Raw genomic sequence first — 13,273 nt, 5'->3', positions numbered from 1 at the left:
GCCGCTCAGCCTCTGCACGCCGGATTATCTCTGAGAAGTCAATCGGAATATTTTCCCGCTCTCTTCTTAATCTTAACGGACCGTTTCTTTTTCGATCCGCAAAGACGCTGATTTTGAAGCTTTCAGGGAATCTGCGGAAAGTCGGGAATTTTGATCGGCCGCGTGAACCTGGCTTTGAATTTATCCGGTTCGATGGTAAAATAACAGGAAAGAGAGCGCCGGCCGGTTTTGGCGCGCAAGGTTCAGCAAACGGAGATAAACTATGATGTACTATGAAGATTTAATGGGGAAAAATGCGATTGCGACGATTAAAGTATCCAAGGAACTGCTGAAATATTCAGTGGGAGAACGAATCCCGACGGTCAGCGAATTTGTGGATTCATTAAGTCTGGCCCGCGGCACGGTTCAAAACGCGATCAAGACGCTGGTGGATCATGAAGCGGTGCGGATTGAATCCAAGGGCCATCTGGGTTCCTATCTGGTGAAAAAGAACATGCGGGTGCTGCTGAAATTTGCAGGCGTGCGGATGTTGTTAGGCACGATGCCGCTGCCTTACAGCCGCCGTTATGAGGGACTGGCCTCCGGTTTGATCGCGTCGATGGAAAATAATTACGACCTGCCGATCAATCTTGCCTACATGCGCGGCTCTGTCAACCGCATCAGCATGGTTTTGCAGAAACGTTACGACTTCGCGGTCGTTTCCCGATACGCCGCCAATTATTTCATCGAAAAATATCCGGATAAAATTGAGATCGTCGTCGGTTTCGGCGCAGGCTCTTATTTAAGCAATCACGTAATCATGTTCCATAATCCGAATATTCGGGAAATTCAGGACGGGATGAAGGTCGGCATTGATTCTGCCTCGATTGACCAGAAAGAGCTGACGCAGTTTGTCTGTCAGGGCAAAAACGTCGAATTTATTGAGATCGAATATTCGCGGATCATCGAGCGCGTGATTTCCGGCGATATCGACGCGACGGTCATGAATATCGACGAAGCCAACGATAAACATGTCAAAATCCATACGAAATCAATCCAGCAGGTCAACAAAGACAACACCGAGGCCGTACTGGTCGTTGCCCGAGAGAATGAAATTTCGACGTTGATCAAAGAACTGGTCGACGTGGAAACGGTGCTGAACATCCAGCGCCTGGTTCTGGAAGAAAAAATAACACCGAGCTATTAAGCCGGTTTCGATCGTCTGTCAGATTCTGACGCGGACGGAAGAAACTGGTTTTTTTTATGTCTGCAAGGCTGTTGCGGCCCATGTCTTGCCCTGCTTTAAATCTCGGGAATCAGAATGGAAAGGTGAGAAATTCAAGAAGAATTGAAAAACGACAGGAGTTGTCAAACGCCGAAGGCGGCAGTGGAAAGGTAAGAAAAATCAATCGAACTTCAAAATACATAAAAATGTATTTTGCTTGTTGACTTTCTCACTTGCCGGGGCTATACTGAATTTGTAAATACGGAATAGTGTATATTGGGTGGGATGAGATGAAAAAAATCAAATGTTACCGATGTGGCAAGATCCATGAAGTTAGTGAGATGAAGCTGCGGAAGTCATGGGAATGCACGCATTGCCACGCGGTGATGGCGCTGGATCCTGCGACACAGCGCAAACTGAAATACATCCGCATGTTGTTCGTCGCGGTCGTCGTCAGTCTGCTGATGTACGGCTGCAGCCGGCTGGGGACATTGACCAGCTATGTCGCGTTGATCGTCACCTGTTCGATTGCGATCGTGATTACGCAGTTTTCCGATCAGCTATGTCTGGCGCTGACGGACAAGCTGTTCGGACTTCGGTACATGCCGGTGGAAACCGCGAAAAATGCGCCGGTAAAAAACAAAAAGAAAGGAAAATGAGGAGAATGGATTTTACGGAAAGATTGAATCTGTATCTGGAGGGCGGCATGATTCAGCCGGCCGACGTTGACGACATTCAGGCGATCATCGCGATGTTTGACCAGAAATATCACATTCAGCTTCAGGAGGAAAACGCCGATACGTTTATCGCGCATCTGTGCGCGGCCTTTGGCCGCAATGCGACGGGGGAGAAAATCGAACCGCTGCCGCCGGAGGTGAAGGCGGAGCTGGAAGGGTTGGACAGCTATCCGCAATCGCTGCAGATGCTTCAGGATGTTATGGCGGCGACGCGCAATCATTTCAATCAAACCGAACAGGATTACGCGCTGCTTCACATAAATAATTTAATCGCCCGGTTGGCAGAAGGCTGCGGCGATTAAATGAAGGGGAATCATGTTAGTAAGAGGAGGTAAACATGGAAGGAATCATTACTAATTTTGAATTTTCACTGCCGTTTCGCGCGATCGTTCTGATTGCGATCTGTGCCTGGGCGAGCCTGCTTTCGCACAAATGTATTTCCAACTTCAACGACGGCGCGCGGCCGGTTTTTCCAGAATTGATGGAAGGCCGGATGACGCGGGCGGAGTTTGCGGTCGTCGTTACCGGCATGGGTTTCGGCTGGGTTCTGGCCGGCTTCAGCCAGTGGCTGGGCACAGGCCTGATCGCCTGTCATCTGACGTTAATCGCTACCGACTGCCTGGGCGCCTGGTCGCCGAACAAGTGGGTCGCGTTAATCATCGGCGGTGCGTATGGCGCGCTGTGCGCCTTCGGCACCAGCTTTATCAATTCTGCATTCACAGCGCTGCCGTATAACTTCTTAAATGATTTGACACAGATCAGCTCCCCGGCGCTGCCGGTGTTCTGTATGTTCCCAGCGGTTGCGATCGCAAGCCAGTTCGGGGCTAAAAAGGGAATCACAACCGGTCTTATCGAAGCGATCGTCTACATTTTCTGCACAGTGGTCGGCGCTGTCAATTTCGGTTCGATCTCCGTCAGCCTGTATCCGTACACCTTCGCGATGCTGGCCGGCATGATCTGCCTGCTTGTCTATTCCATTAATGGAAGCAAGAATGCGGAAAGCGTGGAAAATGATTCGGAAACCGAAAACCTGTTTACGAAGAATGCCAATCGGATTAAGAGCAACTGGGTTTATCTGTGCATCCAGGGCGCGCTGAACGCGTTGGGGATTCATGTTCTGGCTCAGGCTTATCAGCCGTATGTCCTGTCCTCAGCTGTCTTAGCGGGCAACATGGGCACGTTTGAACTGGCGATGATCGGCGTTATTATCGCGTTTATCCCATTGATCGTTTCCACGGCGCTGGCAACCGGCGTTTATCAGGCTGTCGGTCTGACGACGGTGATGCTGGTCGGCTGTCTGGCTCCGACCTGGTGGCTGGCTCCTGTCTTCGGCTTTGTTGCGGAATTTGTTGAAATTCAGCTGTTAGGCTTATTGGGCAAGGGGTTATCGAAGTTCCCGGAACTGTCCAAATGCGGCGATTATATCCGTGACGCGATGGTTTCCTGCATCGGTCTGGCGTTGGTTGCCGGTTCTTTCCTGGCGGCAAACGCAACCTGGGGTGCAGTCGGTCTTATGATCGTCGGTGGTTTCTTCGTCCTCAACGACGTCACCGGACAGCGGATTCCGAAGTCGGCAGTCGGCCCGTTAGCGGCCGTTGCAGTCGGTATTCTGTACAACATCATGATCTTTCTTGGACTAGTCCTATTGTAATGGAATGAAAGAGGAGAATTGCTTATGTTAAAAATTGAATGCTGCGGATTAACCGCGTTACAAACGAAACAGATTATTGAGAAGAAATTCCCGGGGCTTGTTGAAGCTTCGCTGGATCCGGATATGATCGCGGCGCGGAAAGTGAAAAGCGGTGATGTGGATTTTTACTTGGGAAGCTGTATGACCGGAGGCGGCGGCTCGCTTGCGACGGCGATCATGGTTTTGGGCTATGGGAACTGTCTGACCGTTTCCAAACAAGGCAATTGTCCGAATGAAAAACAAATTCGTCATCTCATTTATTCAGGAAATCATAAGGCGTTTGGCTATGTTAAAACTCATACTGAACAAGTAGTTCCGGCATTGGTGCAGGCTCTGATTGATAAATCTGAAGGAAAACCTGAATAGCGGGTATTCATTTAGGGGCATCTTCGGATGCCTCTTTCTTTTTAAGGAGGAAATTTCATGATCCGTACGGTTTTAAACGATATTGAAAAAGAAAAGCTGGGCGTTACGATGTGCCACGAACACTTCATTGTGGATCTGGATCGGGTCCGTCATGACGGCATCAGCATGATTGAAACGCCGGCGGAAGTCGAGCCGGAAATCAAAAAGATGATGGCGCTGGGCGTTCAGGCGGCAGTGGAGGTCAGCACGATTGATTTAGGCCGCGACGTCCGTAAATTGAAACAGATCAGTTTGGACACCGGATTGACGATCGTGGCGTCCACCGGTTTTTATTTAACGCAGTATCACCCGGACTGGCTGAAAACAGCTTCGGCTCAGCAGATCGCAGAAGTGTATGTCAGGGAGCTGACCGAAGGCATCGACGATACCGGAATCCGGGCCGGGATCATCGCTGAGATCGCCTCGTCCCCGGAACGCTTCGAGGGGGAGGAAAAGAAGATTCTGAAGGCTGCCGGCATCGCTTCCCGGCTGACCGGGGCGGCGGTATCGACGCACACCGGCCGCGCGACCGCCGTGGAAACGATCGAAACGCTGCTGGCGGAAGGGGTCGATCCGGATAAGATCATCATCGGGCATCAGGACTTGATCGACGACACAAAGTATCATTGCCAGCTGTTGAATTACGGCGTGAATCTCGCGTTTGACACCTGCGGCAAGAAAGTGTACATGCCGGATGAAACCCGCGCCCGCAACGCGCTGGCGATCATGGAAGCCGGCTATGGCGATCATCTGCTTTTCAGCAACGATATATCCCGGCGGACTTATTTCACAAGTCATGGCGGAGACGGGTATTTGAGCGTAATGAAGTGGGTCGTTCCGCTTCTGAAGCAGGCCGGCGCCTCAGAGCGGCAGATTCAACGCTGTCTGACGGATAATCCGGCGCGGATCCTGGATAACGAGTGGAGGTAGACTATGTTTTTGAATCAATGCCTGCAGAATAATTCAAAACTGATCGAATTTGCTTTTCATGCGCATCAGCAGGGTCTGATTCTCCCCGACACCTATCTGTTGGATCTCGATACGATCGCTGAAAATGGAAGGCGAATGCTGGAAACCGCCCGTCAAAATGATGTGAAATTGTTTTTCATGCTGAAACAGCTGGGCCGGAATCCAATCGTCGCAAAACGGCTGATGGAGCTGGGCTTTGCCGGCTGCGTCGCGGTCGATTACAAGGAAGCGCTGGTGATGATTGAGAATGGAATTCATCTGGGCAACGTCGGTCACCTGGTTCAGACGCCCAAGGCTGCGCTGAGGAAAATCATTGCGGCGCGTCCGGATGTGATGACGGTGTACAGTCTTGAAAAGATTGCGGAGATCGATCAGGCAGCCGCGGAAATCAATCGGGTACAGCCGCTTATGATCCGGATTACGGATGACGACGCCAGCCTGTATTCCGGTCAGATCGCCGGCTTTTCCAGCGCTCAGCTGCCGGAAATCCTGGCGAAAGTCAAGTCGCTCAGGCACGTGCGGATCGGCGGCGTGACCGTGTTTCCAGCGTTGCTTTACAGTGAAAAAACACAGAAGATAGAAGCCACAAGCAATGTCAGCGGCCTGCTTCGGGCGGTGGATTATCTGAAAGATAAAGTGTCGGATGAATTGTTGATCAACATCCCCAGCGCGACTTGCTGCGCCTCCATTCCCACAATCCGGCAGTTAGGCGGCAACAACGGCGAACCCGGCCACGGGCTGACCGGCACGACGCCGCTGCACAAAGCCAGCCGCGAACCGGAGAATATCGGCTATCTTTATGTTTCGGAAATCTCGCACAATTATAAGGACAAGGCGTACTGCTTCGGCGGCGGACACTACCGGCGCGGACACATGGCGCATGTCCTGGTCGGCCGAGATCTCGCGCACGCGCGGATGTTCAACATTCAGGCGCCCGATGACGATTCGATCGACTATCATTTTGAAATCGACCGCAACTGCACGGTATCCGATACCGCGCTGATGTGCTTCCGAGCTCAGATTTTTACAACCCGCAGCCATGTCGCGATCGTCGAAGGACTCAGCCGGGGCTGTCCGCGGATCAGCGGGCTGTTTGACAGTCAGGGCCGAAAAATTCAGGTAAATTGGGAGTAAAACAGGATGAAAGACAACTATTCGCTGCAGCATAAAACCGCATTGCTAAATCCCTATGGATCCATCGTCAAGGTATTGGACGGCGATCCGGAAAAGCTTCTGGTTGGAATCAAAAACGTGCGTTCCATTCCGAATACGCTGATGCACAGACTGGAACCTGCGGGCTTCACGCTGCACACAATCGACAAGAAATCTCAGCTGGCCGGCCGGGCTGTCGACACGGAGCTGATCAATCCGATCAGCGGCCGTTTCATGTCAGGTTCCTCCTCCGGCACCGCGATCAACGTATTCGCGGGCATCAATGATCTGGGCATCGGCAACGACGGCGGGGGCAGCGTTTTGGCGCCGGCGATCAGCGTCAATATTTTAAGCTTCATTTCCAGGCTGATCGAAGCCGACCGTCCGCAGCAGCTCAAACCCAACACCGACAACATCACATCAGCCAATTCGATCGGCTTTATGGCCCGCGATAAAAAGATCCTGATGAAGGCAATTCAGGCTGCCATCGGCATCCGTCCGGCCTCCGGCGTTGGAAGGGTTCTGGCGGATCGGGAATATCCGGGAATCGACGCGCAGGTCATTGCGATTGAGGATCCGGCCGCACCGCGCGCCGTACTGACAGCGTATTTACAAGCGCTTCTGAAACGCTGCGACGTCTTTATGATCACCGAAGGGCCGATTGATCTGGACGGTTTCGGCGATTCGCTGTTCGGTCATTTCGATGCGCGGACGCAAAGGATTCAGCAGGCCGCGGGGAAGGGCTATGTCCGCGTGTGCAATCTGGCCGGTGCAACGGCGCTGTCGCTGCCGCAGTCCGGCTTGGGCATGGCGACGCTTCTGATGTGCGAAAGTCAAAGTGAAAAAATCGCGCGGCTGCTTTATCTGGCCGAACAGATTGAGGAAGTTCATGACGAACTGATCGAACGGTATTTTTTGGATCTGAACAACTATTTTATCGAAGGTTACGAAATATAGGAGGACAACAATGAACGTTTACCCATTAAAAAATATGACTTTGGAACAGGCGATGCAGAAGCAGTTTAAGCTGGTCGACTGCATTACGCGGCACTTTCGCGGCACTGAAAGTTTAACGCGCGGGGATCTGGGAGTCCATCAGCCGGGCAATCAGCCGGTGACGACGCGGAAAGCAGAACAGGCGATTGCGGAGTTCTTCGGTGCTGAGGATTGCATCTTGGTCCGCGGCAGCGGAACCGGCGCGATTCGCTATGGCTTGAGCGCGATGATGGAGTGCGGTCAGAAGATTCTGATTCACGAAGCTCCGGCCTATTCGACAACCCAGACCAGTTTTGAAATGTTTGGTCTGGTCCCGGTGCCATCCAACTTTAACGACTTGTCGGCAATCGTCAGAACGCTGCAGGAAAATCCGGATATCCGCGGGGCGCTGGTACAGCACAGCCGGCAGAAAATTGACGACAGCTATCATCTGGCGGAAGTGATCGCCACGATCAAGCAGACGGCGGATATTCCAGTGTTGATCGACGATAACTATGGCGTCATGAAGGTGGAAAAGATCGGATGCGAATGCGGAGCGGACGTCTCCTGCTTCTCGACGTTCAAGCTGCAGGGACCGGAAGGGATCGGCTGTGTCGTAGGACGCAAGGTGATCATCGACCGGATCCGGAAGATGCACTATTCCGGCGGATGCCAGACGCAGGGCTGGGAAGCGCTGGAGGTTCTGCGTGGTCTGACCTACGCGCCGGTGATGCTGGCGCTGACGGATGCCGCAGCAAAAGAAGCGCTCAAACGCATTCAGGCCGGGGAAGTCAAAGGGATTAAGCAGGCCTGCATCGCCAACGCTCAGTCGAAGGTGCTGTTAGTCGAATTTGCTGAGCCGATCGCGAAAAAGGTGCTGGCGGCGGCTGAAAAACGCGGCGCTCTGCCTAATCCGGTCGGCGCGGAATCCAAATATGAACTGGCGCCGATGTTCTACCGCGTGTCCGGAACGTTCTTAAAATCAGACCCTCGCTATGGTGAATATATGATCCGCATCAATCCCAACCGCTCCGGTGCGGATACGGTGTTAAGGATTCTGGCAGAAAGCATTCAGGAAGCGAATGAAGCCTGAGTGCGGGGGTGAAGCGGATGAGTAAGCGATTTATCATCGTCGTTCTGGACGGCTTCGGGATCGGCGCGATGGAGGATGCCGCTGCGGTGCGTCCGGGCGATGAGAAGGCAAACACGCTGCGCAGCATCCTGCGCGATCACCCGGATCTGAAGCTGCCGACGCTGGAAAAGCTGGGGTTGATGAACGCGTATGGCAGCGAAAGTGCGCAGATGAAATTCAATCCTCAAGCCAATTTCGGCAAAAGCGAATTGATGCATTTCGGAGCGGATACGTTCATGGGGCATCAGGAAATTATGGGGACTCTGCCAAAGCAGCCGGAAGTCCATCCATTCCAGCAGAAAGTCGACGTCGTCGCAGCGCACTTGAAAAACTGCGGCCATCAAGTTGAAATCATCGAACGACAGGGACTGCGGTATGTGGTCTGCGACAAGTTCGTCACGATCGCCGATAATCTGGAAGCAGATCTGGGTATGTGCTACAACGTGACCGCGCCGCTGGATTTGATTTCTTTTGAAAAAGAAGTGGAAATCGCGGAGCGGGTCCGCGAGGTCGTGACGGTCGGCCGGGTGATCGTATTCGGCGGCACCGGCAATACGATGCAGGATTTATATAACGCTGAGGAAATCAGGCAGGGCAGGTTTATCGGAATCGCTTCGGCAAAATCCAAATCCTACGAACAAGGTTATCAATGCCGTCATCTGGGGTATGGCGTCAACAAGAATGTCCAGGTTCCAACAATCCTGACCAAAGCTAAAATTCCGTGCGTATTGATCGGCAAGGTCGCGGATATTGTCGCCAACGATCTGGGTACCAGTCTTTCCTGCGTGCCGACGCCGGAGTGCATGAGGCTGACGTTGGACGCCGTGCGCCGCATGGATACCGGGTTTATCTGCACCAATGTTCAGGAAACTGATCTGGCAGGGCATTCACAGGACAGCGCGGAATACAGGCGGATTCTGGAACAGGCTGACGCGGGTCTGGCGGAAATCCTGCCGGAACTGACGGAAGACGATATATTAATCGTTCAGGCGGATCATGGCAATGATCCGGATATCGGCAGCAGCCGGCATACCCGCGAATGTGTTCCGTTGTTGATTTATCGGAAAGGTCTGAAAGGCGTGAAAATCGGAACACGGCGCACGATGTCCGACAACGGTGCGACGTGCTGTGATTTCTTTGGCACGGATGCCCCGGAAAACGGGACTTCGTATCTGGATTTGCTTCAGCTGCCGCAAGGTTAAATCGAAGTTAGCATATTGCGAAGAGGATATGCTGACTTTTTTATCGGCGGGAAGATTGATCGGCACAGGCAGAGAGCACCGATATGAAAAACTTGAAAATAGCCAATACCTGAACTTAGAGAAAGTTATAAGGAAGATCATTCAATAAGAATAGAATTGGCATGATTCGAAAGAAGACAGGCCAATCCTTTTCGTTTCAGGAAAATCATGTTGGCAGTTTGGTCAGTTAAAACTAAGGTGTTCTATACTTATTGCAGAGAAAGAGATAATACAGAAAATGCTTGATGCCGTTAAGGGGAGAAGGAAGGATCAACCAAAGCGTCAGATCTGGAATGCAGTGAAAGAAGAGGGGATAATCCGGCGAATTGTGCTTTTGCAAGTGAGAGCGGGACAGGAAAATACAGCAGGCAGAGAGGCTGCACAATCCATGATACTGCTTCGTGTGGGACAACGGGGCAAGCCATGAGATAAACGAAGGGAACATAACCCGCTGCATCTGGATGAAGAGAGTTTTGCCCAGACCTTGAACTCAGCAAGCTGAGTAAGAGAAGGAAGCATACAGGATGGGAAGAAAAGAAGCAGATTTCTGACAGAATTTGCCTTTTCGAATGCGCGGCGTCAGTTCCCTGCGAACATTGACTTTGTTGAAAATATTTTCAGAGCAGACGATTGTTTTTGATGCAGAAAAGGGATGGTTAACCGAATTCGGGTATAAACCTGCCTTTTGCTTGTTATGATAAGAATCAAGTCTTTCAGAAATGGGGAAGACGGGGATCAAATCATGAAAGGAGTCGGCTATGGAATATTCTGAAATGCTTATCCACCGAATTAAAGATCTGTGTCGTCAGCGAGGAGGCATAACCGTTCATCGCCTGGCAAAAATGTCTTCTCTGCGGCAATCGACGCTGGATAATATTATCCGCGGCAACACCAAGGATCCGCGTGTCAGCACGCTGCATCGCATCGCTCTGGGCTTTAATATGACGCTGACTGAATTTCTGGATTTTCCGGAACTCAACGATTATGTATTTGAGGAGGAAGAAGAAATAATCAATCCGGCAGAGCTGAAAAAGCATAAAAAAACGGAAAGGCCGGCATCAAATGCTGTTCTTCCGTAACGATCAGACTTATTTGTCTTTAAATCGGCTGAGGAGGTAATCGGCAACCTCTTCTTTTTTTATTTTGAACGATAATGAAATTTCCTCATGAAGCAGGTCTTCTGCCCGGGCGAGCATTTCAGCATCCGCACGGGACAGTGATTTACGATCCTTCAGCTTGTCCTGTTTCTGAGTGTAAATCGAGATGATCATCTGCGCGAGCTTGCGGCCGTCGCCTTCTGCCAGAATTGCCTGGTAAGTTTCCTCGCGTTTGCGCTTATCATCAATCCAGGCGGATTCCAGCTGCGGCATTTCGTTGATCATCTGTTCAATCTCTTCCCGATTCATGACCGGGCGCAGTTGTGAATTGGAGGCTGGCGTTACGATCTGCGTATGGATGCCATAAACGGAATTGAGCACGTAACACGTTTCAGGACGGCGCGGTTTCAGTTCTTTTTTGACAATCTGATCAACCTGGAATATTCCTCGCGCACCATAACGTACATAATCCTTTTCTTTAAACATGAAGCTCATTCCCCCTTCCAAAAGGTGAATCTATACCTCTATTTTACCATTTTTAAGGGATTTTCGTAAGTAAAATCGTCAACGGCATCCGGAAGGGGGAAAGTCAGGGTTAAAATAAGCGTGGAAAACAGCGGCCCAAGCATCGCAGTATAAGGCTTATAAGAACCAGCGGCAGGATGATCAGAAGAAGAAAAATGAATACATTCAGCAAAAAGACATCAGGGATGATTTTTTCCAATGTCATAGCGCAAAGAATCAAAGTCAGCCGGAAGGAAAGATAATAACCAGGCAGAGCACAAATTCAAAATCTGATTTTTTAAGTTTGTTCATCGCCTCTATTTCCTTTCATCATTGAGAGGAATCGGTAAAAATAAGTGTTAAAGGTTCCCAACTGTTGTCAATAAACTGATAAACTTCAATTTCGGAAAACGGAGTTTCGGGCGTAATCTGCAGATCCCTAGCGGTCCGGACTTCCCGCAGACCGCCTTGGTAGCCAAGGATCGCATAAGCATCGGGTTTTACTTGATATGAATCGTCAGACAGATAAACTAAATAGGACTTTCCAACTTCAATGTCGATATCTTCGGAAACTTTTTGCTTGATATAAGCAGGTTTTTCAGTGGCTGATGCCACAGCGTTCCTTTGACTGGGCTCTAAGGTTTGAAGATATTCTTCGTAAGCGATGATACCGCCAGAACGTGTGAAATGGATCGTTTGACCGGCAGAAAGATCACCTTTCAGGCTTTTGAGAATTGTCAGAGTGCCATAAGTATAAGGCAGAACAATCTTATGTTTGATCTCATGAACGGTGCTTCCTCCCTCAATGGAACAAACTGTCGCTAAAACGACATCGGTGCTGGCCTGAATAAGCGTATCCTGATCCAGCGCGTCAGGGACAAATTCCAAAAGCAGATTCTGAATTTGAATCGAATCCGGATCCAGTTGGGCATAGGCGTCGGTATAGGAACAAGCCTGCAGATCAGCAGAAGCGGAAGATTCGTCAAGCTGAACCTGAGGGGCGGCGTTATTCCTGTCGACGGCGCAAGCAGCAAGCAGAAATGCACAGAGGAGAACAGTACCGGAATTCTTCATTGAAACACCTCCTGAAATTAAGCAGAATACATTATTTATCTAAAGTATAACAAAAATAAGACGGGAAGGGATCCAAGTTCATAAAAAGTTAAGAAAACAGGGATAACATTAGTCATATTAAGAACGTTAAATTGATAAGATTAGAGGACGCTGATCTGAAATGTGATTCATGAAAAAAATAGTGATTCTGACGTTGAAATCATCCTGTTGGACTTTCTATTTATGAAGATGGCTATTTCCTGCATCTGATATTTCCTTTTCTGCCGAGGCAGGTGCTGGATAAGCTCAAAAATCGTCAGTTATCACCGCTAAGGTTCAAATACAAAAAAATCAGACTTTCGTCTGATTGTCTTTTTCGTGGTCCCCGGGGCCGGACTCGAACCGGCATGGTATCACTACCGAACGATTTTGAGTCGTTTGCGTCTACCAATTTCGCCACCTGGGGAATTCATGTGCTTATTTATTATATCTGATCCCCAGAGTGAAATCAAGTAGAAATTAACACTTTTCCCCGTCGGCCGGTGTGAGCTTAACGCTGCGTTGCTTCATCAATCGGACAAGCCAGGCGCCGATACACAGACCGACAAGACAGCCTGCCAGAACGTCCGAGGGGTAATGCACGTGCAGGTAAATCCGTGAGAAGGCGATTAAAACAGCTCCGCCTAATCCCATCCATTTATAAGGGCCGCCATAAGCGAATAGAATCATCATCGCCGCAAAGGAAGTCGCGGTATGACCTGATGGAAACGAACTGGACGTCGGCATCGCAATCAGAGCCGGCAGTTCGGCATGCGTCATAAACGGCCGCGGCCGGTCGACCAGCTGTTTAATTACTAAATCGTTTAACGACCAGGTCAGCACGATGGCCAGAAGCAGAAAGGCGGCAGTCTGACGATCCTTCTTAATAAAGTAAAAATAAAATGCGAAGCAAATCCACAATGCGCCTAAATTTCCCCAGCCGGTAATAAAGCGCATGACCGCCGTCATGGCCGGAGATTGGAACACCTGTGTGATCCATTCCATAATCATGAAATCCAAAGGGAATCCCTCCTTCTTGAAACTATCCCTAGCATAACACAAAAGGGCGGTACTG

General features: G+C 50.4%; 14 protein-coding genes and 1 tRNA gene. 11 read left to right on the top strand and 4 right to left on the bottom strand.

The genetic code is table 11. The features are described 5' to 3' along the window. The first annotated feature begins 262 nt into the window (after nt 1–262). From yhfZ to I2D94_RS01900, 11 genes are all read left to right on the top strand, one after another. Nucleotides 263–1,186, top strand: a complete 924-nt coding sequence (gene yhfZ, locus I2D94_RS01950; RefSeq protein ID WP_072684956.1) for a GntR family transcriptional regulator YhfZ — start codon at nt 263–265, stop codon at nt 1,184–1,186. 308 nt (nt 1,187–1,494) lie between these two features. Continuing rightward, a complete protein-coding gene (locus I2D94_RS01945; RefSeq protein WP_139248634.1) occupies nt 1,495–1,863 on the top strand; it encodes a hypothetical protein in 369 nt (122 codons plus the stop codon). 5 nt (nt 1,864–1,868) lie between these two features. Then, nucleotides 1,869–2,243, top strand: a complete 375-nt coding sequence (locus I2D94_RS01940; RefSeq protein WP_072684958.1) for a hypothetical protein — start codon at nt 1,869–1,871, stop codon at nt 2,241–2,243. A 35-nt stretch (nt 2,244–2,278) separates the two neighbouring features. Then, a complete protein-coding gene (locus I2D94_RS01935) occupies nt 2,279–3,592 on the top strand; it encodes a YhfT family protein (protein ID WP_072684959.1) in 1,314 nt (437 codons plus the stop codon). 24 nt (nt 3,593–3,616) lie between these two features. Further along, nucleotides 3,617–3,997 carry a DUF2620 family protein gene (locus I2D94_RS01930; protein WP_072684960.1) on the top strand — a complete coding sequence of 127 codons (381 nt, stop codon included), beginning with the start codon at nt 3,617–3,619 and terminating at the stop codon, nt 3,995–3,997. 57 nt (nt 3,998–4,054) lie between these two features. Then, on the top strand, nt 4,055–4,966 hold the full coding sequence (locus tag I2D94_RS01925) for a phosphotriesterase (protein WP_195395429.1): 912 nt from the start codon (nt 4,055–4,057) through the stop codon (nt 4,964–4,966). Between the two features lie 3 nt (nt 4,967–4,969). Beyond that, the gene (locus tag I2D94_RS01920; protein WP_072684962.1) at nt 4,970–6,139 is read left to right on the top strand and encodes an alanine racemase; all 1,170 of its coding nucleotides are present in this window, start codon (nt 4,970–4,972) and stop codon (nt 6,137–6,139) included. Nucleotides 6,140–6,145: 6 nt separating this feature from the next. After that, on the top strand, nt 6,146–7,114 hold the full coding sequence (locus I2D94_RS01915) for an amidase family protein (protein ID WP_195395428.1): 969 nt from the start codon (nt 6,146–6,148) through the stop codon (nt 7,112–7,114). 10 nt (nt 7,115–7,124) lie between these two features. Then, nucleotides 7,125–8,225 (top strand): aminotransferase class V-fold PLP-dependent enzyme, encoded by a 1,101-nt coding sequence (locus tag I2D94_RS01910; protein ID WP_195395427.1) that lies wholly within the window; start codon nt 7,125–7,127, stop codon nt 8,223–8,225. A 17-nt stretch (nt 8,226–8,242) separates the two neighbouring features. Continuing rightward, nucleotides 8,243–9,466, top strand: coding sequence for a phosphopentomutase (locus I2D94_RS01905; protein WP_195395426.1), 1,224 nt, complete (start codon nt 8,243–8,245; stop codon nt 9,464–9,466). A 797-nt stretch (nt 9,467–10,263) separates the two neighbouring features. Beyond that, nucleotides 10,264–10,584, top strand: coding sequence for a helix-turn-helix domain-containing protein (locus I2D94_RS01900; protein ID WP_072684967.1), 321 nt, complete (start codon nt 10,264–10,266; stop codon nt 10,582–10,584). Nucleotides 10,585–10,593: 9 nt separating this feature from the next. On the opposite strand, the gene I2D94_RS01895 is transcribed toward I2D94_RS01900, so the two are convergent. The 4 genes from I2D94_RS01895 to I2D94_RS01880 form a co-directional block, all read right to left on the bottom strand. Further along, nucleotides 10,594–11,088, bottom strand: coding sequence for a CarD family transcriptional regulator (locus I2D94_RS01895; protein WP_072684968.1), 495 nt, complete (start codon nt 11,086–11,088; stop codon nt 10,594–10,596). A gap of 348 nt (nt 11,089–11,436) precedes the next feature. After that, nucleotides 11,437–12,180 carry a hypothetical protein gene (locus I2D94_RS01890; protein ID WP_195395425.1) on the bottom strand — a complete coding sequence of 248 codons (744 nt, stop codon included), beginning with the start codon at nt 12,178–12,180 and terminating at the stop codon, nt 11,437–11,439. A 358-nt stretch (nt 12,181–12,538) separates the two neighbouring features. Further along, a tRNA-Leu gene (locus I2D94_RS01885) sits at nt 12,539–12,625 on the bottom strand. A gap of 53 nt (nt 12,626–12,678) precedes the next feature. Continuing rightward, the gene (locus I2D94_RS01880) at nt 12,679–13,209 is read right to left on the bottom strand and encodes a phosphatase PAP2 family protein (protein ID WP_072685064.1); all 531 of its coding nucleotides are present in this window, start codon (nt 13,207–13,209) and stop codon (nt 12,679–12,681) included. Between the last annotated feature and the right edge of the window lie 64 nt (nt 13,210–13,273).

Source organism: Holdemania sp. 1001302B_160321_E10, assembly GCF_015552275.1.
In the GTDB taxonomy this organism is placed as follows: domain Bacteria; phylum Bacillota_I; class Bacilli_A; order Erysipelotrichales; family Erysipelotrichaceae; genus Holdemania.
The sequence above is the reverse complement of the archived record's forward strand: the minus strand, read 5'-3'. Positions and strand labels throughout refer to the sequence as shown.